Annotated in this window: 23 protein-coding genes; 3 read left to right on the top strand and 20 right to left on the bottom strand. The window is 34.5% G+C overall.

Annotation, left to right across the window (positions count from 1 at the left end; genetic code table 11):
* Positions 1-127 precede the first annotated feature (127 nt).
* The 11 genes from GVV10_RS06500 to GVV10_RS06450 form a co-directional block, all read right to left on the bottom strand.
* Positions 128-757: a TrkA C-terminal domain-containing protein gene (locus tag GVV10_RS06500; protein WP_159520879.1), complete on the bottom strand. Its 630-nt coding sequence runs from the start codon at positions 755-757 to the stop codon at positions 128-130.
* A gap of 79 nt (positions 758-836) precedes the next feature.
* Positions 837-1,586, bottom strand: coding sequence for an ABC transporter ATP-binding protein (locus tag GVV10_RS06495; protein WP_159520877.1), 750 nt, complete (start codon positions 1,584-1,586; stop codon positions 837-839).
* Positions 1,567-2,544 (bottom strand): ABC transporter substrate-binding protein, encoded by a 978-nt coding sequence (locus tag GVV10_RS06490; RefSeq protein WP_159520874.1) that lies wholly within the window; start codon positions 2,542-2,544, stop codon positions 1,567-1,569. Before GVV10_RS06490 ends, GVV10_RS06495 begins: the two co-directional genes overlap by 20 nt.
* Entirely contained in the window at positions 2,544-3,308 is a 765-nt protein-coding gene (locus GVV10_RS06485) for an ABC transporter permease (RefSeq protein ID WP_159520872.1), read from the bottom strand. The genes GVV10_RS06490 and GVV10_RS06485 overlap by 1 nt, the downstream gene beginning before the upstream one ends.
* Positions 3,280-3,573, bottom strand: coding sequence for a thiamine-binding protein (locus tag GVV10_RS06480; protein ID WP_159520870.1), 294 nt, complete (start codon positions 3,571-3,573; stop codon positions 3,280-3,282). The genes GVV10_RS06485 and GVV10_RS06480 overlap by 29 nt, the downstream gene beginning before the upstream one ends.
* A 269-nt stretch (positions 3,574-3,842) precedes the next feature.
* Positions 3,843-4,766: a cysteine synthase A gene (cysK, locus tag GVV10_RS06475; RefSeq protein ID WP_159520868.1), complete on the bottom strand. Its 924-nt coding sequence runs from the start codon at positions 4,764-4,766 to the stop codon at positions 3,843-3,845.
* A 128-nt stretch (positions 4,767-4,894) separates the two neighbouring features.
* Complete coding sequence (locus GVV10_RS06470; protein ID WP_159520866.1) at positions 4,895-6,226, bottom strand: hemolysin family protein; 1,332 nt, start codon at positions 6,224-6,226, stop codon at positions 4,895-4,897.
* A gap of 144 nt (positions 6,227-6,370) precedes the next feature.
* Positions 6,371-9,238, bottom strand: a complete 2,868-nt coding sequence (locus GVV10_RS06465) for an ABC transporter permease (protein WP_159520856.1) — start codon at positions 9,236-9,238, stop codon at positions 6,371-6,373.
* Positions 9,232-9,933 carry an ABC transporter ATP-binding protein gene (locus GVV10_RS06460; RefSeq protein WP_159520854.1) on the bottom strand — a complete coding sequence of 234 codons (702 nt, stop codon included), beginning with the start codon at positions 9,931-9,933 and terminating at the stop codon, positions 9,232-9,234. The genes GVV10_RS06465 and GVV10_RS06460 overlap by 7 nt, the downstream gene beginning before the upstream one ends.
* The gene (locus GVV10_RS06455; RefSeq protein WP_159520852.1) at positions 9,930-11,072 is read right to left on the bottom strand and encodes a tRNA nucleotidyltransferase/poly(A) polymerase family protein; all 1,143 of its coding nucleotides are present in this window, start codon (positions 11,070-11,072) and stop codon (positions 9,930-9,932) included. Before GVV10_RS06455 ends, GVV10_RS06460 begins: the two co-directional genes overlap by 4 nt.
* Positions 11,073-11,178: 106 nt before the next feature.
* A complete protein-coding gene (locus tag GVV10_RS06450) occupies positions 11,179-11,577 on the bottom strand; it encodes an Hsp20/alpha crystallin family protein (protein WP_159520850.1) in 399 nt (132 codons plus the stop codon).
* 155 nt (positions 11,578-11,732) lie between these two features.
* Between GVV10_RS06450 and gpmA the strand changes: the two genes are divergently transcribed.
* The 3 genes from gpmA to zwf all read left to right on the top strand — a co-directional run bounded on the left by gpmA (position 11,733) and on the right by zwf (position 15,411).
* Positions 11,733-12,422 (top strand): 2,3-diphosphoglycerate-dependent phosphoglycerate mutase, encoded by a 690-nt coding sequence (gpmA, locus tag GVV10_RS06445; RefSeq protein WP_159520848.1) that lies wholly within the window; start codon positions 11,733-11,735, stop codon positions 12,420-12,422.
* A gap of 150 nt (positions 12,423-12,572) precedes the next feature.
* Entirely contained in the window at positions 12,573-13,991 is a 1,419-nt protein-coding gene (gene gndA, locus GVV10_RS06440) for an NADP-dependent phosphogluconate dehydrogenase (protein WP_159520846.1), read from the top strand.
* Positions 13,981-15,411 (top strand): glucose-6-phosphate dehydrogenase, encoded by a 1,431-nt coding sequence (gene zwf, locus GVV10_RS06435; RefSeq protein ID WP_159520844.1) that lies wholly within the window; start codon positions 13,981-13,983, stop codon positions 15,409-15,411. The genes gndA and zwf overlap by 11 nt, the downstream gene beginning before the upstream one ends.
* A 47-nt stretch (positions 15,412-15,458) precedes the next feature.
* Here zwf and GVV10_RS06430 read toward each other — a convergent pair whose 3' ends face one another.
* From GVV10_RS06430 to GVV10_RS06390, 9 genes are all read right to left on the bottom strand, one after another.
* A complete protein-coding gene (locus tag GVV10_RS06430) occupies positions 15,459-17,093 on the bottom strand; it encodes a putative manganese-dependent inorganic diphosphatase (protein ID WP_159520842.1) in 1,635 nt (544 codons plus the stop codon).
* A 49-nt stretch (positions 17,094-17,142) separates the two neighbouring features.
* Positions 17,143-17,778, bottom strand: coding sequence for an HAD family hydrolase (locus GVV10_RS06425; protein WP_159520840.1), 636 nt, complete (start codon positions 17,776-17,778; stop codon positions 17,143-17,145).
* A 2-nt stretch (positions 17,779-17,780) separates the two neighbouring features.
* Complete coding sequence (locus GVV10_RS06420) at positions 17,781-18,455, bottom strand: hypothetical protein (RefSeq protein ID WP_159520838.1); 675 nt, start codon at positions 18,453-18,455, stop codon at positions 17,781-17,783.
* A 9-nt stretch (positions 18,456-18,464) separates the two neighbouring features.
* A complete protein-coding gene (locus GVV10_RS06415; protein WP_159520836.1) occupies positions 18,465-20,237 on the bottom strand; it encodes an ABC transporter ATP-binding protein in 1,773 nt (590 codons plus the stop codon).
* Positions 20,234-21,976: an ABC transporter ATP-binding protein gene (locus GVV10_RS06410; RefSeq protein WP_159520834.1), complete on the bottom strand. Its 1,743-nt coding sequence runs from the start codon at positions 21,974-21,976 to the stop codon at positions 20,234-20,236. Before GVV10_RS06410 ends, GVV10_RS06415 begins: the two co-directional genes overlap by 4 nt.
* Entirely contained in the window at positions 21,973-22,401 is a 429-nt protein-coding gene (locus GVV10_RS06405) for a MarR family winged helix-turn-helix transcriptional regulator (RefSeq protein ID WP_159520832.1), read from the bottom strand. The genes GVV10_RS06410 and GVV10_RS06405 overlap by 4 nt, the downstream gene beginning before the upstream one ends.
* A gap of 135 nt (positions 22,402-22,536) precedes the next feature.
* On the bottom strand, positions 22,537-22,722 hold the full coding sequence (locus tag GVV10_RS06400) for a hypothetical protein (protein WP_159520830.1): 186 nt from the start codon (positions 22,720-22,722) through the stop codon (positions 22,537-22,539).
* A 6-nt stretch (positions 22,723-22,728) separates the two neighbouring features.
* The gene (locus GVV10_RS06395; RefSeq protein ID WP_159520828.1) at positions 22,729-23,667 is read right to left on the bottom strand and encodes an ABC transporter ATP-binding protein; all 939 of its coding nucleotides are present in this window, start codon (positions 23,665-23,667) and stop codon (positions 22,729-22,731) included.
* Positions 23,668-25,152 carry an oligopeptide/dipeptide ABC transporter ATP-binding protein gene (locus tag GVV10_RS06390; RefSeq protein WP_159520826.1) on the bottom strand — a complete coding sequence of 495 codons (1,485 nt, stop codon included), beginning with the start codon at positions 25,150-25,152 and terminating at the stop codon, positions 23,668-23,670.
* Between the last annotated feature and the right edge of the window lie 14 nt (positions 25,153-25,166).

Here is a 25,166-nt window from a genome sequence, read left to right as displayed (position 1 = left end):
CACGGAGCATAAACTCATCATTAAGGTAGCATTCATCATACAGTCTTGAAGTCTTTCACCTTACAACTTCTCTCTTTGATCAACTGAATTATGACAAACATGTCCTTAATTAAGATTTGCATTTATTTTAGCACAGCTGCGACTTTTGAACAAGTGTTTCTACCCTTTTTACATCACGCGGATGACCAACCACCACTAATATATCATTTGTTTTAAAGATTGCGTCTGGACCGGGCGAAAGAATCGTTTCACCTTTTCGATGAATCGCAATAATGGTCATCATCGTTTTTTGATAGAACGAGGAAGCACTTATACTCATATCAATAAGACTGGAGTCTTCCTCCAACGTAAATTCAAACTGTTTTAAAGGATCCGTATAATTTAGCGTACTGCTCATATCTATAATATCTTGAACGAGTTGATTGATTTGGTTGTCAATCCTTGTTCGTTGTTCCATAAGATTGGTTAAACGATGCTTCATTTCGCTCATATCATTCATTAATGACATCTTCTCTAAATAGGCTAGAGCTGATTTTTTCTCACCAATAACAACACCATAATTATTAATAACATGAACACAATGATGTTCAGATAACAAATTAAGGGAGCGTCGAATTGTTTCAGGGGAGACTGAATATTCACTTGATAAAATTGAACGACCTGAAATACGATCCCCTTCAGCAAGATCTTCTCGTGCAATTCTAGCTGCTATATCCAATGCAATTTGTTCATATTTAGCTTGTTTTAATTTTCTCATATGTTCACCTTATTCTATAATACCATAAATTTTAGGATATAAAGAGCTAAAGACCAAGGCTTCCCTTGATCTTTATGCATTATAAATATTTAAGAATTTCTTTTTTATACCCTAAGAAAGCATGGCTTGTTGGAAAGGATTCAATGGCATTTTTATCTTTTTCTATCACAAGCTCTTTGACTATTTTTCCAGGCTTTCCGTTCAGTACTAAAACTCGATCTGATAATAGAATGGCTTCATCTATATCATGGGTAACTAAAATCGTTGATAATTCTAATTCTTTTACAAGCTCGTAGTACCATGTTTGCATTTTACTTCGAGTGATTGTATCCAGTGCACTAAATGGTTCATCAAGAAGGGCGATTCTATGTCCCATTAAGAAAGTTCTTAAAAATGCAACACGTTGACGCATCCCTCCAGACAGCTGAAATGGATAAAGGTTTTCAGTGTTTTCTAAACCAAACCGTTGGAGCAATGGCATCACTTTACCTTTGATTTCTTCATACGTTTTCCCTTGAATCACTAAGGGCAATGATGCATTATCGTAAACCGTTTTATGTTCAAACAAAAGGTCTTTTTGTAGCATATAGCTCACTTTATTTTTTGTTTGATCATACAGCGAACCCTGTATTTGTATTGTTCCTGTATCAATGTCAATAAAGCCAGCAATACTTTGAAACAGTGTTGTTTTTCCTACTCCACTCGGACCTAAAACAGAGATTATTTCATTTTTACCTAAATCAAAAGAAAGGTTATCAAGAACTGGGTGTTCTCCATAAGAGACCGAAAGTTTTTCTACTCTAAGGACATTACTTTTCAATGAAGTCATTTGAAAAACCAAAGCCTTTGTCAATTGGTTTCTCGATGATTTTAATTTCATACAACCAATCATGGAAGGCATTCCAACGCTCTGCATCAAAAATTCCCCACTGACTTGCCTCTGCTTGATATTTGTCAGCAAGGAAGTTTTGACTTTCATAAATCATAGCTTCACTCGACTGTAATTCAGGAACATGCTTCATCAAAATATCCGCAGCCTCTTTCGGGTTTTCAATGGCAAATTCATACCCTTTACGAATCGCTGATAAAACTGATTTTGCTTGTTCAGGATGTGCTTGTAAATAGTCATTATTAGCAATAAGAACGGGTGTATAATAATCCAGTTCTTTGCCATAGTCAGCAAAATTAAAATAGTTAATTTCGGTCTTTTCACTTCTTAGTTTTGCACCATCCCAAGCATCAAAGATCCAAACCGCATCGACTTGAGTTTTTAATGCACTCACAATATCTGTGACGGTACTTGGCACAAGATTAACCTTTGAAAAGTTTCCGCCATCATCCTCAATTACCTTAGCTACAATGGCTTTTTCTATATCCATATCCCAGGTTGCATACGTATGGCCTTCTAATTTTGCAGGTCTATCAATTCCTTTTTCCTTTAAAGAAACAAGTCCTGATGTATTATGTTGAATCATAGCTGCAACCGCAGTTACAGGAAGTGGTTCATCTTTAGTAAACACAGGGACTAATGAATCTTGAAAACTTACACCAAATTCAGCACCTTTTGAAGCGACAAGACCAACAGCACCATCCTCAGGTGGCTGGACAATCTCAAGATTAACATCTTCAAAATAACCATTTTCTAATGCAACATATAAACCGGTATGGTTGGTATTTGGCGTCCAATCCAAAACGAGTTTAACTGTTTCTTTTTCTTGTTTTGGTGTTGTCTTACCACAACCAACAAGGAGTAAAATTGCGAGTAAACTTAATGCGATTTTTTTCATTATTTTTTTTCTTCCTTCCATGGTTGACATTTCTTTTCTAAAAATGTCACAAAACCCATCAAGATCAAGCTCAAACAAGAAATTATTAAAATGACGGCAAACATTTTATCAAATGCGAAGGCCTTTCTGACTCGTGTCATGTATACACCCAGTCCATAGTGTCCTCCCAACCATTCAGAAACTACTGCTCCAACAATGGCATAAGAAGCAGAAATTTTTAATGCTGCAAAGAATGGTCCAAGTGTCTGTGGAAATTTTAAATGTCTTAAAATTTCCAATTCACTGGCATTCATTGATTTTAATAAATTAATCTGATCTTGATCTGTTTCTTCCAAAGCATTATAGACTCCAATTGTAATTGGAAAAAACGATGTCAGTACAATAAGTACAATTTTAGGTAAGATTCCATACCCAAGCCACAACACTAATAAAGGTGCAATGGCTACGGTTGGAACCGTTTGCGTTAGTACAACGAAAGGATAGAATATGCGATGTACCCATTTAATATGATGCATCATAAAAGCTAAAAAATAACCGATGATGACCCCCATTACCAAACCAAGAAAAGCTTCGAGTAATGTTATTTTTGCATGGGTTATAATCAGTGGGAAATCATGGATAAGCGCTCTCATAATATCTTGAGGAGATGGTAGCATAAAGCGTGGGATAAACCCTGCCTCGACAACCATTTCCCAAAGGATTAAAAGAAACACACCTACGATTAACGCACTATATTTATTGCTTATGTTTTGTAATTTTTTCATCAATCGTTAATAAGTGTCCTTCTTTAACAACAGATGTTTTAATATAGGCACTCACTGCATCACTTGATTGTAACGCAATTAAATGACAGTCTTTGATCAATTCCATGAGTTCATTAAACTCCCCTTCAACAGTTGTTTCAAATGGACCTACTTCGTAGCGAAGTCCTTTTGATTTAATTAATTCAATCACTTCATCAACCGCTTCAACAACTTCTGTTAAGTTATTTCTTTTCGGTAAAATTTGAATAGCTATGCTTGTTTTCATTTTTCCTCCTCCATATAAAAAACCTTCTTTTGCACGCAAAAGAAGGTTACTTAAAAGTCTAATACCATCCTTACGCCAGCATTACCTGGATCAAGTGCAAACAGTTACCTGTTTAGGGTCAAGACTATGAATCTTATCTCAGCTCTCTCTAGAGCCCCCCTTGTAGTTATATTCTATTGTACATTGTCATTATATTATATTCATGTTGAATGTCAATGAATGTTCACAATATCATGAATTATTGTTTTTATGACGATTAAAATATTTTATTATACAAATAGTTCGGTTGATAAATAACGTTCACCTGTATCTGGCAGCAAGACAACAATTTGCTTTCCTTTATTCTCAGGACGTTTTGCTAATTGAACCGCACCAGCAAGAGCTGCTCCCGAAGAAATACCAACTAATAAACCATCTTTTTTTGCAATCAATCGTGCCATCTCAAACGCGTCTTCATTACTTACTTGGACGATTTCATCGACACTTTCTTTTTCATAAATACTTGGAATAAAACCTGCGCCTATTCCTTGAATTTTATGAGGACTTGGTTCACCACCACTCAATACTGGCGAAGCTGTCGGCTCAACAGCAACAACATGAACTCCCGCTTTGTTTTCTTTTAAAAAGCGCCCAACCCCTGATACTGTTCCACCTGTTCCAACACCCGCTACAAAAATATCAACTTTGCCATCTGTATCTTGAAAAATTTCAGGTCCTGTTGTTTCATAGTGCATTTTTGAATTATTAAAATTGTCAAACTGTGAAGGAATAAAACTATTGCTATAACCATCTGCAAGTTCTTCAGCTTTGGCTATGGCACCTTTCATCCCTTTTGCACCTTCTGTTAAGACAATCTCTGCACCATATCCTTGTAGAATTTTTCGACGCTCGATGCTCATTGTTTCTGGCATTGTTAAAATAACTTTAAGCCCTAAGGATGCTCCTACTGATGCTAATCCAATACCAGTGTTACCACTTGTAGGTTCAATAATCACTGTTTCATCGTTAACTTTATTTTCTTTAATCGCTTGTGTCAACATTGCTAAAGCAATACGATCTTTAACACTGCCTCCTGGATTAAAAAATTCAACTTTTGCAACAATTTCGGCTTCTAGCCCTAATTCTTTGCCTGTATTCTCTAATCTTACTAATGGTGTCTTTCCAATTAATGATTGAATATTGTTATGAATCATACTTTACCTCGTTTCTGTTTTTATTATTACAAAACTCTCATTTTTTTACAAACAATATGTTTACAAAATTAATAAGCACTGAAATATATACTGTATTTAAGTGGTTTATTACCAAAAAAAAAAGAAAGCTATTCTGCTTCCTCTTCTTCATCATCATAGTCTTCGTGTTGTGTCACTCGTACTTTAGAGATAACTTTTTCATCAACATCAACAATGGAAAACAAATAACCATGATATACAAAATCTGATGTATCTTCTTCGACATCTTCAAGTGTTGGTATTCGACCTAACTGTCCGATGATAAAGCCACTGACTGTATCATAATCATCAATTGGTAAACCAATTTCAATGACTTCTTCTAAATCTTCAATATCCGTTGCACCATCAACAAGATATTCCCCTTCATGGACCGCGACAACATCGTATTCATCTTCTTCATCGTCATATTCATCAAGAATATTTCCCATGATTTCTTCAATTAAATCTTCCATGGTTACAATTCCAGCTGTTCCCCCATACTCATCAATAACAATCGCCATATGGGTTTTGTGGTTTTGTAATTCCTTAAATAACTGATCCGTTCGTTTTGAATCCGGAACAAAATATGGTTCACGAATTAACTCCGCCATTACAAATTCATGGCCACCATTTTTTCTAATATATCGCAGTAAGTCTCGTAAATGAATAATACCGATAACATTATCCATGTTTTCTTCATAAACTGGATAGCGAGTATATCGTTCTTCATTTACTAAATTCATAACTTCTTCGAAATTAGCTGTTGACTCTAACGCAACGACCTCTGTTCGGTGCGTCATAATATCTGAAACTTCTAAATTATCAAATTCAAAGATATTGTTGATCATTTCTTTTTCGCTAATGTTTATCTCACCAGCATCAACCATAATTCGAATTTCTTCTTCTGTAACCTCTTCACCAACTTTATCAGGGTCAATGCCAACAAGTCTCAAAACAAGATTGGTTGAAAAGGATAAAAATTTAACAATAGGATTGCTTATCTTTGATAGAACCCATAATGGATAAACGACCACAAAAGCGAAACCTTCAGGGTTTGACATTGCAATTCGCTTTGGAACCAGTTCTCCAAACACCAACATTAAGTACGATGTAATGAGTGTAATTAAAAACATTGATAACGGTTTAATAACCGTGATTGAAACATTACTAAATGTTAAAATCCAATTACTCAATTCCGTAGCGAAAGCTTCAGAAGCAAAAACCCCTGAAAGAACACTTGCTAAAGAAACACCAATTTGGATGGTGGATAAGAAAAGATTCGGCACTTCTTTCAAACTTAGCACAATCTTTGCTTTCTTATGACCTTCTTCAGCCATGCTTTTTAATTTAGAATTATTAATCGATATAAATGCAATTTCACTTCCTGAGAAGAATCCATTAAAAAGGACTAACAAGAGAAGTAACGCAACTTGTACCATCATTGTCGTTCACCTCTATCTGTGATTAGTTTATTTAACAAAATACTGGGCAAGGGACAACTGTCCTCTTCATTATGTTCCACATTCATTCCTCCATTAGATTAGTTTCATTAATTCTACAAAGATTTTTTGTTTTTGTCAATTATTCTATGCATCAAATGTTTTTAACGCTTCACTCATGTTTACTTTATCTGCTTTTTTAGCCATGAGTAAATTAATGATAATTGAGAGCGAAAGTGTTAAAACAGCTGCAAACATATAACTTGTCCAAAGCAATTCTCGGTTAAACATCACTGCATCGATTTCTGCATTTATAATAACAAACTGGTGTAGGTATTTTCCAAAGAAAGCTCCAAAGAATAAACTCACAAATGTTAAAATGATGTTTTCTCTTAAGAGATACAAGGCAAGTTCTTTTGGGTAAAATCCTAAAACTTTTAATGTTGCCATTTCTTTATAACGCTCACTTAAATTCATTGTGATTAGATTCAGTAAAACGATTAATTCGAGTGCAAATGCTGCCCCCACAATGACATAAATTACGATATCGAAGTTCCCCATCATATCTTTGTAGGTTGATCTCATGTCTTTTAAGTGATTGACTGCCAAAACTTTGTCATTTTCAAATAATGTTGTATTCATCAACTCTTGATCTTGAGTTGATTTAAAGAGTGTTACATTATTTTTTACATCTTGTTTACTAATTTCTTTGTGTATTTTTTTAGGCATATAGATATAATGAAAAACATAGTTCTCAACAATGTCACCTATTTCAACTTCGTATACTTTTTCGTTATAGGTGAAACTAATGTCATCGCCTACCTGTAAATTATTAAGTAGAGCCAATTTTTCTGTCACAACGACTTTATCTTCACTCACTTCAATCTTTTGCTTAGTTTTTCGATCTTCAAATTTGATATACTCACTCAGTTTATTCATATCATCACTTATATATAGACTGACATCATTATTGTTTACTTTGACAGTTTTCGAAGCTAAATCAATCGAATCGTCGAATAAGTCATGGTTATATTGAGCACCTTCATCATAAATTACCATTCCATCGTATTGAATAATAGAATCAAATTGCTTGTCAACAATCGAATAAATAGAATGCTTAAGACCAAATCCTGTTATAAGTAAGCCAAAGGATCCCCCTATTCCAGCGATCGTCATTAAGAATCGTGTTTTATTCCTGAATAGATTTCTTAAACTAACTTTGTACAAGAAACTCAATCGTTCCCAGATGATTGTCAAGTGTTCTAAAAATATTCGTTGTCCATCTTTTGGCATCGGTGGGCGAAGCAAGTGAGCAGTTTTATTGCGACTGACACTCATCGATTTAACAAATGCAACTCCGACACTGGACATAAAACTAACAAAAAGTGGCAGCCATGCATAGCTCATAACTAAACCATCGTGAAGTTCTGGGGTTTGATACATGATTCGATACGCATTATAGATTAATTTAGGAATCATATAAAAACCAATACCAAGACCAGCAACACTTCCTAAAAGCCAGGCAATACCAGTGAACCCTACAAATTTTAATGCGGATACTAACGATGAATACCCCAATGCTTTATAAACTCCCATCTGCATTCTTGACTCATCAATCATTCGTGATACTGTGCTTAACGTTACCAGAATTGCGACACCAAAGAATATTAGTGGAAACACTTTACCAATTGCTTCAATACGGTCTGAATCTTGGTAAAATTCTCGATAACCAATTAAAACATCTTCGCGATCTTGGAGGTACATTTTACCCCGGCTTGTTTGCGCAATTTTTTCATAGCCTTCATCAATTTTAATCTGAGCTTCACCGATTTCTTGATTTGCTTGTGAACGGTTAGTTTGTAGAGTAAGTTTTGCTGCTTCCAATTCTTTTAAACCTTGGTTATACTTATCAATTCCTTCTTTTAATTGCTTTAGTCCAAGGGATGCCTTTGCAAATTCTTCATTTACAGCTTGTTCTTCTTCTTTGATTGCTAAAAGCATTTGTTCTTTAATTATTGGATTTTCTTGTTCATTTGCTTCCTGATAAGCTGCAGCAAATTTCTTTTCCGCTTGTCCTTTTTGATCTTCAAACAAACGCTGTGCTGTCGCATGTTGTTCTTGTAGATTTTCACCACTTAAAGGAGATTGAGCTATTTCCAGCAAGCCTGATTCTAACTCCTCGTAGGAATCTTTGAGCTTGATTTCATTTGCTAGAATTTTTTGCTCTCCGTCTCGAAACTTAGCATTTGCTTCCAAGGTTTTATCGTCTAATTCTTTTTGTGCATTAGCCAACTTTTCCTTATCTGGCTGAATCAACCGTTCAAAGCGATCATTTGAAAGTTCCATTTCAATTGATTCTATTTTTATTTTAACTTTCTCTAGATCCTTTTCATTTTTAAGTTTTATCCGAGCACTCGTATATACGTCAATTTCTTTCTCCAATTCAATCGGATAAATAAAACCAGAAACACCGCCTGATCCCAAACGACTTTGTCCTCGTTCAAGATTCATATAGAGCGTAGATTCTACAAAACCGACAACTTCGATTTCTTGTTCTTTAAAGATATCTCCTTCATGAACTTTTAATTTGCTCCCTATTGTCAATCTATGAGCATCTTTCATCACTGCATCCACAACTGTTTCACCTTTTGTTTGAGGTAGACGACCTTCTATTAATCGAAGATCGTTTTTAGTTTTCTGATTATACTCGATGACTTTCACAACATTATCGAAGTTTTCATTACTCAAATAAGTATCGCCATCATAAACACCATAGATTTCACCATCAATAACCTTTTCCAGTTCTTTGATCATGTCTGTATCAAGACCTAAACTGTGATGAAGTTGCAAATCCATGACATGACTTTCTTCCATGTACAGATCTGCTGTTTGGCGCATATCATACCCGGTGACTTGAATCCCAATGAAAAAACCCACGCCAAGCATGGTGATGATTGCGATTGCCAGAAACTGAAACCATTTCTGTTTTATTTCCCGAAAAATATCTTTTACCATTTTATTTGTTCCACCGTTTTAACATGTTTGTTATTCCAAGCACGCTCAACCTTACCATTCTTAATTTCAATCACTTGATCGGCAATTTCAGTGATCACAGGGTTGTGTGTAATAATAACAACCGTCATCCCAAAATCATCTGAGCACGCTCTTAAAACAGACATGATATTTTTACCTGTTTCTGTATCTAGAGCTCCAGTTGGTTCATCACATAACAACAACTTTGGGTTTTTTGCTATCGCTCTTGCAATCGCCACCCGTTGCTGTTCTCCACCACTCAATTGAGCTGGAAAGTTATGCATACGATCGCCTAAACCAACTTGTGCCAAGATTTCTTTCGGGTCTTTCGCATCTTTAGATATTTGTGTCGCTAACTCAACATTTTCAATCGCTGTAAGATTAGGGATAAGATTATAGGATTGAAAAACAAACCCAACATCATCACGGCGATATTGCGTCATAGCTTTATCTTTTAGCTTTGAAATGTCTTTTTCATCCACAACAACTTCACCAGAACTTGGCAAATCCATTCCACCTAAAATATTCATGACCGTTGTCTTTCCTGCTCCTGAAGGACCAACAATTACAACAAATTCTCCTTCTTTGATATCGATATCAACACCATCAACTGCTTTAATTTCCACATCACCAACTTGGTATTTTTTATGAATGTTTGTCATTTTTATGTATGTCATTTTTGCACCTCTTTAATTTTTTCTATTAATGTTTCTTTCGTATTATCAGTTCCATTCCAAAACACACTAAACCATGCATAATTTAAGAACTGATTTCGTTTATTTGCTGGTATATTTATTGATTTTAAATCCTTAGATCTAACAGCTAACACAAGTGGATTCTTGTTTTTTTCTTTCATCATCAAAAACTGCTTTTTCTCTTTAAAATTAGGTGTATACTTCACCATAAACTCCATAAATAAAAGCCATGCTGTCGGTCCATGATCAACGGCCATTGATTCAAGACTTTCCACTTGATAATCATAATACATCTGACTTAGTAACAGAATATAATTCTTTTCACTTTTGCTAAGTTGCCATGCATTAACAAGGTCCCGTAGCTTCTCTGGCTTGTAAATAACCACAAGTTTTTCCTGCCAGGTCATTTTAGGATGCAGTCGCTTTACACTCAAGTTTGCTTGATCAAAGATACATTGAATTTCACCTTGATTAGATTTATATATTTTAAGAAAATTGTGTGATGATAATAATTTTATCATTTCATCTCTGCGCTGAATTAGCGATAGATGATGAATCAGTTCAATGTTTCGCTTTGCAGCAGACAGAGTATTTTTTTCTGCTTTAAAGTCAAGCTGTGCCATCAAGCGATAAAATCGGATGAGGCGTAAGGCATCTTCTTTAAATACAACGTGTGGACAGCGAACTGTTTTAAGAGTTCTTGCTTGAAGATCGTCAAGCCCCCCATGAAAATCATCAATCCGTTCATTACGATCCATATAAAGACTATTCACAGTAAAATCTCTGCGACGTGAATCGAGCTGATGACTTGAAATAGGTTCGATTCTTGATGGTTTTCGGTAGTCTACATACTCATGCTCAAAACGAAACTGAGTTATTTCAACAGGTTGGTCTTTAATGTTTACTTTTATCGTGCCAAATTTTTCATTGCGGTAGGTTATCGGAATGGCTAACCGATTTAAAAGTGTCTCAACTTGCTTGATTGGCATCGAGGTTGCCATATCAAGATCAAACGTTTGAACAGATAAAAACTGATCACGAACATAACCACCCACAAGATAGATTTGTTCGTGCTGCAGTTCAATCTCCTTCATGAAGTCACATATTTCTTTATCAAGCATTGCATCACACCTTTCTTATTATTATACCACTACTTTTCAATAATATAAAAAAATGAATGTACAAAAAAAGGGTCCTGGATAAAAGGACCCATTAACACTATTCTTATTATTTTATACTGATTTTATTGACAATATCAGTTTCAACACGTAATGGCAGACTTAACCGTAATACACCATTTTCATAATGACCTTCTATTGCAGTGCCATCAACATCATTGATTCTTATTTTTCTATCGACGTTTTGGTAACGTCGTGATTGATAGAAATAGTCCTTTTCACTTGATGTCTCTTGCGTTTGATGCTCTGCTTTAATCGTCAAGATGTCACCTTGGTAATCCACCTGAATATCCTCTTTATTAAAGCCAGGCATTTCTAGTTCTACAAAATAGGTTTGGTTCTCTTTATAGATATCTATTTCGTTTCCATAAGAAAATGAACTTATTGGCTCCTCATTTAAGAACGCATCTAATAAAGTTTGGGGTCTATTCGTCATTGTATATCTCATTTCTACCTCCTTGGCACTCTCTAGGTACGAGTGCTATGGTTTAATTATACCACGATTATTAGCACTGTCAACCATTGAGTGCTATTTCATGTTTGGTTGAGCAAGTTTTTCATTTTCCCTTTTAAATGGTGTAAACTATATATAGGAGGTAAACTATGAAATTAGTCATTATTAGACATGGAGAAAGTCTTTGGAACAAAAAAAATCTCTTCACAGGATGGACGGATGTTGAGTTAAGTAACCAAGGGATAAATGAGGCCAAGCAAGCTGGCCAACGCCTTTTAGACCAAAACTTTAGTTTCGATATTGCTTACACCTCAACTTTGAAAAGAGCAATCCATACGCTTGATATCATTCTCAATGAGATGAACCTTGTGTATATTCCTGTTATAAAAGATTATCATTTAAACGAAAGGCATTATGGTGCTTTACAAGGTTTAAACAAACAAGAAACAGCTGAAAAATATGGTGATGAACAAGTTTTAATCTGGCGACGTTCGTTTGATGTAAAACCACCAGCACTTACAATGGATGATCCTCGAGCACCAAGAAATCAATCTGCTTATCAAAGGATTGATGAGCATGAATTACCACTCACTGAATCATTAAAAGAAACGATTCAACGCGTTGTACCTTATTTTGAATCAACCATTAAACCTCAAATCATAGCGGGAGAAAATGTTATCATAGCTGCTCATGGTAATTCAATTCGCGCATTAATGAAATACTTTTTAAAGATAAGTGATACTGACATTATTTCTTTAAACATACCAACTGGTGTACCACTCATCATCGAATTTGATGAAAATTTCAATGTCATTAACCACCACTACTTAGATGCCTAATCATCAATCAATCATAAACACTAACTCAGCATTTAAAAACTTTCTTAAATTCTGAGTTTTTTATTGTCATGAGCTACCCTTTGTAATTCAATCCACTAGTTTATCCCACACTTTTCTTGTACAATAGAGTATGTTAAATAGGAGGAAAAAATGAAAAAAAATAATATTGGAGTAATCGGATTGGCGGTAATGGGATCAAACTTAGCCTTAAACATTGCTGACAATGGCTATGATGTCGCCATTTATAATCGTACAACAAAAGTTGGAGAAGATTTCCTTGCAACTAATCCACACAAAAATTTACATTTATATAAAACAATGGAAGAATTTGTCGATTCACTTGAAAAACCACGAAAAATTATCTTAATGGTACAGGCAGGTGCCCCAGTCGATAAAGTGATCGAATCACTAACTGTCCTTTTGGATAAAGACGATATCATCATGGATGGTGGTAATTCAAACTTTAATGATACCATTCGTCGAACTCAAGAAGTTGAAGAACGAGGTTTCAAATTCTTAGGTGTTGGGATTTCAGGTGGTGAAGAAGGTGCTCGTTTTGGTCCTGCAATTATGCCTGGAGGAAGCGAAGACGCATACGCGCATGTTTCAGAAATTCTAGAAAAAATAGCAGCAAAAAAAGATGGTGAAGCATGTTGTGCATACATTGGTGATAATGGTGCAGGTCATTATGTCAAAATGGTTCATAACGGAATCGAATATGCTGACATGCAATTGATTGCTGAATCATATTCATTACTTAAAAATTTAGGGAATTTCAGTAATGCTGAGTTAGCCGATATCTTTAATTATTGGAATCAAGGCGAACTCGAAAGCTACCTTATTGAAATAACTGCAGATATTTTCAAAGTCAAAGACCCTGATAGCGACGCTGATTTAATTGACGTTGTTTTAGATAAAGCAGCTCAAAAAGGAACTGGTAAATGGACAGTTGAAGAAGCTTTAAATACCGGAACCGACGCATCTTTACTCGCTTCATCTGTGTTTGCTCGCTTCATGTCAGCTCAAAAAGATCAACGTGTATTTGCTGAAGATTTGCTAAATGTAAACCTTGAAAACGATGTAGAAAAGAACCAAGAACTGGTTGAAAAAATTCGTCAGGCGCTTTATGCAAGTAAAATTATTGCATATGCCCAAGGCTTTGATTTGATGAAAAATGCTGCTATTGAACATGATTGGGATTTAGATTTTAGTAGTATTGCGAAAATATTTAGAGAAGGATGCATTATTCGTGCCCGTTTCTTAAATCGAATTGCTGATGCTTATACCAAAAATCCTAAACTTCACAACTTAATGCTTGATGAAGCATTCAAAAATACATTGATTGATTATCAAGATAGTCTTCGTGAAGTCAGTGTTTTAGCCATTAAAAATGGCGTAAGCATTCCTGCATTTACCAATGCAATTGCTTATTTTGACGCTTATCGTCAAGGACGTTCAAATGCCAATTTAATTCAAGCTCAACGTGACTATTTTGGTGCTCATACGTTTGAAAGAATTGATAAAGAAGGATCATTCCATCACCAATGGGGTGAAGTCAATGAGGATTAACAATCATATTATCACCATCTTTGGAGGGACAGGAGATTTAAGCTTTAGGAAACTTTTGCCAGCCTTTTACAATCTTCACGCTGGAAATAAATTACCTGAATCCTTTCATATTGTTGTGGTTGGACGTCAAGATCTGACAACTGAAACGTATCGTCAGCGATTACGTCCATGGTTAAAGGAACACAGTCGATGCCCTATTGACGATGAATCGATGGAATTATATTTATCTTATGTATCTTATTTTAAAATGACTTTTACTGAAGATGAAGGATATCCTCAATTAAAGACATACTTTAATTCCTTAGATGAGAATGCTAGACTTCTATATTATTTTGCTGTTTCTCCATCTTTTTTTGAAACAATTACATATAAATTAAAAAACCATGGACTGACTCATAATGCAAAAGTAATTATAGAAAAACCTTTTGGCAATGATCTAGTGTCTGCAATTAAAATAAATCAAACACTCACTGATATCTTAGGTGATGATAATATTTATCGTATTGATCATTATATTGCTAAAGAAATGGTCCAAAACATTTATACAATTCGTTTTGGGAATGCACTCTTTAAAGAAATATGGGGTCGTAAAGCCATTAAATCAATTCAGATTAGCGCTAATGAAACTGTTGGCGTTGAATCACGCGGAACATTCTATGAAGCCACTGGAGCTCTTAAAGATATGTTTCCTAACCATTTACTGCAGATTTTATCAATTGTTACGATGGAAGAGCCCAAAAGTTTTGACGCTCACCATATTCATCACCAACAAGAAAAAGTTCTTGAACATTTAGATATTAAAAATGTTCAAGAAGATGTCATTTATGGACAATACACTCAAGCGATCAATTCTAAATCTTATCGCGATGAAGCAAATGTATCACCTGATTCAAACGTTGAAACATTCGTAGCCCTCAAACTAGCCATTGATAACGATCGTTGGCGTGATGTTCCAATTTATGTTAGAACTGGCAAAAGAATGCATAAACGATCCACTGAAGTTGTTTTAGAATTTAAAGAAGAACTCAATCAAACATCAAATTTGATTATCATTAAAATACAACCTGATGAAGGTGTTTATGTACGCTTTAACATAAAAAAACCTGGTCAAAAAAATGATACAGAAACTGTATTCATGGATTTTTGCCAGAGTTGTAATTATGAAAATAGATTAAACACACCCGAAGCGTATGAACGGTTATTACATGCAGCCATGCTTGAAGACCATACTTTATTCGCAAGTTTCAAACAAGTTGAACTTTCTTGGAAACTCGCAGAAAAAATCATTAACGGCACACATGATAATCCGTTATATTTCTATGAAGCATTTACATCAGGACCAAAAGAATCCTATGACTTATTAAGAAATGACAACAATGATTGGATTGATGAAGAAGTGCTAGGCGAACTATCGTCATAATTTAAAATAACAAAAGGACTTACACGTTGTAACGTGTAAGTCCTTTTTTATCCGACATACTTGGAAATAGCTGTTGATAAACGGGGAATGATTTGATTTTTTCTAGAAACAACATTTTCTAAGAAACTACGATCCTCACCCGGAAATGCTTCTCTAACCGCATTCTCTAACTTACCAGAAGCCAAGACGATCGAACCATTGTCAACGACACTTGTAAAGACAACGACCAATAGATCAAGGTTATATCGTTCCACAAATAAATCCATTTCATTTTCAAACGCATCAATAATTGTATCCAATTCTTCAAAGTGATAAATAACCACCTGAGAAACCATAACTTCTTGGTTTGATAAATAAAACTTCTTAATATCTTGATTAATTATTTCTTGATATGATTTATTTTTGAAATTCGATGTCGCCTCATACATTTCTTGTGCAAACTCAAAACGATCAAGTCCACTGATGTCCTCAAGCTTTTTGGCAATAATATGATCCTGAGGTGTTGTTGTAGGAGACTTTAAATTTAATGTATCAGAAACCAAAGCTGATAAGAGGATTGCCGCAATATTTTTAGGAATCTCAATCTCATGTTCTTGATACATTTTAGTAATAATAGATGCAGTTGAACCAATAATTTCGTTTCTAAAGTATATTGGCTTATTGGTACTCAAGTCACCAATTCGATGGTGATCAATGATTTCCAATACTTCCGCAGTTTCAATCCCTTCAACAGATTGAGATGCTTCGTTATGATCCACAAGAATTAATTTCTTGCTATGACTGTTTAAAATATGATAGCGAGAAACAAAACCAAACAAACGATCATGATCATCAACAACTGGGTAAGCTCTAAATCGAGTTTCAAGCATTTTTCGACCGACTTCATCCACAAACTCATTGCGGTTAAAATAAACTAACTCAGTCGTCATCACTTCCCGAACATTGGGTGCAAAAAGTAAATAACGTGAAGTGTTCATTGATCCATGTGTTGATTTTATAATTGTACAATCAAACTCTTTGGCTAATTGGATAACTTCCTCAGAAATTTTTTCAGTCCAGACTGTTACCAGTGCTGCTGCGCCTTTCCTGATTGCTTCACATTGTGACTCAATATCATCACCAATAATTACCAAACGGTTTTTTAACTCATAATATTTTAATTTCGACTCCGCAATTGTTGCAATACTTGTTTTACCATTAAAATCAAATGTTTTGGATTCATACACAAGTTCACCATCAATCGCTCTAACAATATTAGATACTGGCGTTCTTTTAAGTAAATCAATCGTATGAGCAGTATCTCCCATCGCAATATGGGCAAGATTTGATATTGTAACCATACCAATTAAACGCTGACGATCATCGACAACCGCAAGTGAACGATTATTGCGAGCAATTAAATCCATCGCGTCTTTAATCGAAGCATTTAAAGAGATCGTGATGGGCTGATCCATTTCAATCTCATCAAGTGATGCACGTGCATCCTTCAAAAACACTGGCTTATCAAGGTTGAAGCGTTCTAATAAATATGCAGTTTCGTCATTTAGACCACCTAAACGGCATGCTACTGCTGGCACGCCTAGTTCTTGTTTGAGGTGAGCATAAGCAATTGCTGAAGCTATCGAGTCCGTATCAGGATGACGATGTCCTGTAATAAAAACATTATCCTTCTTTTTATGCATAGGTACTCCCTTCAATTTGTTAACTTTCACTATTTTATCACATTCGTGATTATTTGAGTAGTTCGAAGACCTCAGACGCAGTATTAACTATGTAAGATGCACCAGCAGTCTTTAACTCGTCAACACTTCTAAAACCCCACGATACACCGACTGGAATCATGTGACTATTCAGTGCCGTATAAATGTCAACATCACTGTCACCCACAAAATAAATTTGCTCTGGTTTTATGCCCATTTCCTTTGCAATACTCAATGGATAATGAGCACTTGGTTTTTCTTTCCCTTCAAAACGATCGCCATAAACTGAAACAAAATCAATTTCATTAAAAAATAATTCAACGATTTTATCGGTATATTCCTGTTTTTTATTTGTACAAATTCCAATAGGAATCTTATGGCGGTTTAAATCTTTCAACATCTCAATAACACCTGGATAAGGTCGAGACAATTCATAATACCGTTCTTTATAAACTTCTAAAAAATCAGCAAGTACCTGATCCTTATTTTCATAATCAGTAGGACATGCTCTTTCAACAAGTTTGACCATACCATTACCAACAAATTTTTGATACGCTTCACGACCATGACTTGCCAATCCGTGTGATTCTAAAACTTGATTTAAAGAATTCATCATATCATCAAGTGAATTCAATAATGTACCATCCAAATCAAAAATAAATGCCATTTTTATTCCTCTATTCTATACTTCTTATTTTCTTGTTTGGGACCATAGAAAGTTATTCCTCTTTCTTTTACCCATTCAGAAAAACGAGCGATGTCTGCAATATAATTTCCAAAGTTACTTGGAAAAACTTTTCTTGGTCGAAGACTTTCAACAATAAATTTCGCATCCTCATCATATTCTTGTCCTGCTAAAGGATTGACCTGTGTAATAATTAACTTTGGTTTAACTAACTGTTTAATTGACAACGTCAAAAACCTGAAGCGATCGAGCGCTTCAAGCATTTGTAAATTACTTGGGTTTTTTCTTTTTGAGTGTGAACTAAAACTTCCAGTATGAAAGACAGCCTGCCCGTCTTTAACAAATATAAATCCTAGTCCGTTATCTTTATGGCCAATTGTCATAACTTTAACGTTACCAAAATGAAGAACATCTCCTGCTGATACAATGAATAATTCATTGTCAATCAACATGTCCTTGGGAGATATAATTGGTTTTCGATAAGCCTTAATGGAATCCACAAAATGATCATTTGTGAAGTCAGATACTACAAAATAACATTGTTTTGATCCCTTTAAGTACTGTGATGGTAAGCGTCCTTCTGTATAATCAACAATAAACACACTTTCTCCAAAATCAATAGCGTAACCAAACTTCGATAAATACTCAATTGTTATCATAGTGTTCTCCTAACTTAATTCAGATTGTCCGTGATACAGTGATGCATAACGTCCATTAAACTCCAATAGTTCGTCGTGGCTTCCTCTTTCCACAATTTCACCATTTTCCAAGACTATAATAGCATCTGCATTACGAACTGTCGAGAGTCTATGTGCGATAACAAAGACTGTTCTACCTTCCATAATTGAGTCCATCCCTTCTTCAACTAATAATTCAGTTCGAGTATCAATTGAAGATGTTGCCTCATCAAGAATTAAAATACTAGGATTAGCGACAGCAGCTCTTGCAATATTTAATAATTGTTTTTGACCTTCAGAGAGCTCATCACCATCGCCACGAATTTCTGTATAGTAACCATGTTCTAATTGACGAATAAATGTATCCGCATTTGCTAATTTTGCCGCCGCAATACATTCTTCATCACTCGCTTCAAGATTTCCATAGCGAATATTTTCCATTATACTACCACTGAAAAGATGAGTATCTTGGAGTACCATAGAGATATGTTTTCGTAAACTATAACGGTTAATTGTCTCAATATCAATGTCATCAATCAAAATTCGACCAGAGTTAATATCGTAAAACTTAGTAATCAGGTTCGTAATTGTAGTTTTACCTGCCCCTGTTGATCCTACAAATGCAATTTTTTGTCCAGGTTTAGCAAAGAAACTAATATCTTTTAGGACTAAACGATGGTGATCATAACCAAAATCAACATTTTCGAATTTCACATCACCCACTACATTTTCTAAAATTAAGCTATCTTTATCAACAAATTCTTCAGGCCAATCAATCATTTGAAAAATTCGTTCGGCAGATGCTAGTGCAGCCTGCAAGGTTGTAAACTGACTTGAAATCATATTTATTGGTCGACCTTGAGTTCGTGCCATATTAACATAAGCTCCTAAATCACCAATACTCAAGTATCCATTAATTGATAATATTCCCCCAACAATTCCAATAACCGCATAGTTAATGGTGTTCATGTTCTGCATGAGTGGAAACATCATAATTGATGATATTTGTGCTTTTTGAGATGCCTCTCGGTATTTCTCATTGAGGTCTTCAAAGTATTCCATTGATTCTTGTTCATAATTAAAGAGTTGAATAACATCTTGACCTTCTATGCTCTCTTCAATGTAAGCATTGAGATCCCCCAATGTCTGTTGTTGGCGACGGGAATAACGACGACTTCGTTTCACAATCCAACGAGCCATCAACGTGAGTAATGGAATAATTAGCAATGTCACAATGGATAATGTTGGACTCAGTATAAACATTAGAATTAAAGTCCCTATTAACGTTAGGACGTTGATTACTATCGAGGCCGCTGCATTATTTAATCCTTCGCTTAACAAATCAATATCGTTTGTAAAACGGCTCATTAAATCACCAAACGCATTTTGATCATGATATTTAACTTGCATACGTAACATATTTTGATACATATCCTCACGAATATCTTGAACTGTTTTTTGTGATACTTTGACCATTATTCTCGTTGAAAAGAACTCAGCTAAAATTTCAATTAAGAAAATAACCGCTAAAATAACAAGACGGACCGTAATCTGTTGAAACATGACCTCTGTCGTTAATGTCTTATTCAATCCTTGTTCAATTAAAGTAATAATTGGTGATATAGCATAGGATCCATATAATCCTGCAAATGTGGATACAATGGACATTGTTATGACTGCAATCATCAAATATTTTGATTTTGCTAAATAGGAGATGAGTCTTCTTAAGGTTTGTTTCTGATTTCTTGCTTTACGTACACTCATTCTAATCCTCCTTTGCTCATTTGACTATCATATATTTCTTGGTAAACATTACATGTTTTCATTAATTCGGTATGTGTTCCTTGACCCACAATTTCACCTTTATCTAAAACTAGTATTTGATCACTATCAATCACTGATGAAATTTTTTGTGCAATACTAATAATTGTCATCGTTGGATACGACTTATCAATATTTTCTTTAACACGCATTTCTGTAGCCGCATCAAGCGCTGAAGTACTATCATCAAGCACTAACACCGGCGCTTCCTTTACCAACGCTCTAGCAATCGTTAAACGCTGTTTCTGACCGCCAGAGAAGTTAGTTCCCCCCTGTTGAACAGGATCATCAAATCGTTTCGGTAATTTTCGAATATGTTCATAAATATCAGCATTAGAACTTGCCTTTACTAATGTGTCATCACTCGCATCACGATTACCAAAGTATAAGTTATCACGAATGGTCCCACTGAATAAAACATTATTTTGCGGAACAAACCCAAACAGATCCCTTAATTCTTTTAAATCAATATCACGAACATCAACATCATTGATCGTAACACTTCCCGAACTAACATCAACCAAACGAACAAGTAAGTTAATTAAACTAGTTTTACCACTTCCTGTAGAACCAATAATCCCTAAACGATCCCCTTGATTAACTGTAAAGTTTAAATTCTTTAACACTGCTTCCGCATCTTCATAATATTTAAAACTCACGTCATTAAACTTAATTGTTAAATCATCATGATTAACCTCTATACTCTCATCCAAACTCTCAATATCAATATCAACTGCAAGAACAGCTTTAATTCTTTCAGATGATGCTCGTGAACGAGATAACATCATTAAAACATGCGTAATCATCATCATCGAAAACATTGTAAATCGTAAGTAGTTTATAAATACAAGTAAATCTCCAACTTGAAGCATTCCCACATTCACAATTAGATGTGAAGAGATATACATCACTAAAATACTTGAAAAGTTAATGGCCGCCATCAAGGCTGGACTCATTAAAGCCATCAGTATATTAGCACGCACACTCGCTTCATATAAATCTTGATTTTCTGTTTCAAAATTATCATCTTCATAGTCTTCACGAACAAATGACTTGATGACACGAATATTGATTAAACTTTCTTGAATTTTTTTATTCAACGCGTCAACTTTTGTTTGAAGAACAGTAAAACGCGGAAATCCCTGTTGAACTACATAAAAAAGAATTAACGATAAAACAAAAACAGCAACTAACATAACCCATGATAACTGCGGACTGGTCATATATGTTAAAACAACCGTACTCAATAAGAAAACAGGGGCCCTTACTAACATCCTCAAGGACATCATCAACGTTCTTTGTAAAAAGTTAACATCATTCGTTAAACGAGTAACCAAAGTAGCCGTAGAAAATCTCGACTTGTTTTTAATCGAAAACGTTTGAATCTTATCATAAAGATCTTCACGTAATCGAAGTGCGAAGTTATTCGATGCTTTCGAAGGATAAATTAACCCCAACATACCAATACCAGCCCCCAATAATGCAAGGCCAATCATTTTACCCCCAACTCTTAATATAACCTCTAAGTTCGATTGCTGAATACCAACATCAATTATTTCTGACATTAATTGGATTTGATACAACTCAATTAACGCTGATCCAATAACAAAACTAACGCCTAATATCGCAATTTTAATATCAGGCTTCAAATATTTATATAAACTATTATTTTTCTTTTTCAACGACCATCACCACTCCCTTCCAAATTCCCCTTAATTTTTTTAAATAAAACTTTCAATTGAATGATTTCATCATCCGTTAGACTTGCATACATTTTATAATTTATTTTATCAAACTCACCACTTATTTTAGTGAGAACATCTTCACCATGTTCAGATACATAAAGACGATTTCTACGACGATCATTTTCACATGTTTTACGAATAATAAAACCCGACTTTTCAAGTCTTCTTACCGAAACTGACGTCGCCTCTTTTGTTATTTCTAAAAATTCTGCTAAATCATTTTGTGTCAACCCAGGATTATCTTTTAAATAAAACAATAACCTTGGTTGTCCTAAGTACAAATCATAATCAGTTAAAAATTCTTGAACCGAATTTCGATGACTTAATAGAATACTTCTAAATAAATCCGACAATTCCTCCATTTATTAAACCTCCTCAACAATATAGTTAACCGGTTGACTAATTATACCATATCTTCATAATTCAATCTATCGTATTACCTTATTGTTCACCTATTTATCAAATAAAAAAAGACCACATTGTGGTCTAAAGTTAATTTATCTTAGAAATAGTAACCAAAGAATAAATACGAAGATACCAATGATTAAAAACATTGCTGGTAAAAATGTTGTTAATGCTGCAATAATAATTGCTTTAGTATCATTATCCTCAAATTCAACATCTTTGAATTTTTCGGCAATCTCTTCTTCTGTCAATAATTTTTTCTTTTTTCTGCGAGACATTGTTATTTATTTTAGTGTACAAGCAACAAAATGATTGTCGCCGACTTTGAACCAGTCTTCATCCGCTTTATTTGTTTCACGGAACATTCTAAAGTCATAGATTTCATTTTCACTTGAAAATAAATCTTCTTGTACTTGTTTTTCATTTTTTGATGAATTAATGTCAGTTTTTAAAAACGCAGCAAGTAAACGTTTTGTATAAGGATGCTTTGCATTCTTAAATATTTCTCGAATCGGTGCAGCCTCTACAATTTTTCCACCATGCATAACAATAACATCATCCGCCATTTGACTTATAACCCCAAGGTCATGAGTAATGAATAAGATTGAAGTATTTAAGTCATGTTTTAAATCATTCATTAAGTTTAAGATTTCTGCTTGAATAATAACATCAAGCGCAGTTGTAGGCTCATCAGCGATCAACAACCTTGGATTACATGCTAATGCCATCGCAATCATGACACGCTGACTCATCCCACCTGAAAGTTGATGAGGATAACTTTTCAAGACTTTAGAAGCATTGCTAATCTTTACAGATTCTAACATTGCCAATGATTTCTTACTTGCATCTTCTTTACTTAAGCTTTGATGTAACATCAATACTTCGTTAATTTGTTGTTCAACGGTAAACACTGGATTCAAACTCGTCATTGGTTCTTGAAAAATCATCGAAATATCATTCCCACGAATTTTTCTTAATTTTTCTTCACCAAAATCCGAAATTACTTCTCCGTCAAATGTAATACTACCATCATAGATTCGTTGGTTACTCTCAAACAATTGTAAAATTGACATTGCAGTTTGACTTTTACCACTTCCAGATTCACCAACAATTCCTAACGTTCTACCTTCTTCAACAGAAAAAGATATTCCACGAACAGCTTTAACTAATCCACGCTTTGTAGCAAAATAAGTATGGAGATTGTTAACTTCTAATAACGCCATCTAGAGAACCTCCTTATTTGCATGACCATCCAATAAACGACAAGCAACAAAATGATCAGGAGCAACTTCATACCAATCTTTATCCGCTTCGCCTGTTTCTTGGAATTTAAAATCAAAGATATCATTTGGTTTAACTTCAAGTAATTTTTTAATTTCTTCTTCATCACGATCCATGCGTGGAATCGCTGCAAGAAGTTGTTTTGTATATGGGTGTTGAGGATTGTTAAAGATTTCTTCAGCAGGTGCTAACTCAACCAAATTCCCAAAATACATAACGCCAATTCTATCACTAATATAACGAACAACACCCAAGTCATGAGTAATAAATAAATAAGTTAAATTATGCTCATCTTTTAGATCCTGTAATAAATTAATAACTTGTGATTGAATCGAAACATCAAGCGCACTTACCGCTTCATCACAAACGATAAAACGAGGTTTAAGTGCCAACGCACGAGCAATCCCGATACGTTGACGTTGTCCACCAGAGAACTGGTGAGGATAACGATGAATAAATTCTTTATTCAAGCCACATTTTTCCATGATATCAATAACATAATTGTTAAATTCATCACTCTTATTATCTTTAAATAAACCGTGAGCAATTAACCCTTCTCCAATAATATTACCAACTGTAAAACGAGGGTCAAGTGAAGAATAAGGATCTTGGAAAATAATCTGTAAATCTTTTCTTAAAAATCTCATTTCATTTTTTGTCAATTGAGATAAATCTATACCGCTATCCAATTTAGATTCAAAGAATTCAAATTCAGCATGCGATTCTAAATCTTTCTTCATTGCAAGAACTTTTTCTTCAGTTGCAGTAAATTTTTTATTTACTTCATCACGCTGTGCTTTTAGTTTGTCTAATTCACCATTAGTCTTCCCATCACGCATCTCACGTTTTAACGTTTCAATTTCAATTTTTTTGTTAAGTTCCGCAACTTTAGATCCTTCTTGGTATTTTTCTTCAAGGACTTTACTTACTGCATTTAAGTTATCACTAACTAATAAACCACCCGCTAAACGAAGAACATTACCATATTTATCTTCATAAGCAATCTTTTTCAAACGAAGTTCTTCATTCAACTCTGCAAACTCTTCACCTTTTAAGTTTAGTAATCTTGTCTCAATTTCATTTAACTCAGCAATATCAACATTATGACTAGCCATAACTTTTGGTATTGATTTATAAGCTTTTAATACATATTTAGGCATCATTTCTTCGATGGTCTCACCGTAGTACAATGAAACACCACCAGTCTGATCGTACAACTGTATAAGTGTACGACCAAACGTTGATTTACCACACCCGGATTCACCAACTAACCCTAGTGTTTCTCCCTCTTTAATTTCGATTGAAATATCTTTATTAGCTTTTACATAGTCTTGTTTCTTTTGGAAAACTGATGACTTTTTAATCGGGAAATATTTCTGTAAATGCTCAACTTTTAATAATGCTTTTTCTTCAACTTTTGTTGTCATTAATTCTCCCTACC

It is taken from the genome of Erysipelothrix urinaevulpis, assembly GCF_009828835.1.
Classification (GTDB): domain Bacteria; phylum Bacillota_I; class Bacilli_A; order Erysipelotrichales; family Erysipelotrichaceae; genus Erysipelothrix; species Erysipelothrix urinaevulpis.
The sequence above is the reverse complement of the archived record's forward strand: the minus strand, read 5'-3'. Positions and strand labels throughout refer to the sequence as shown.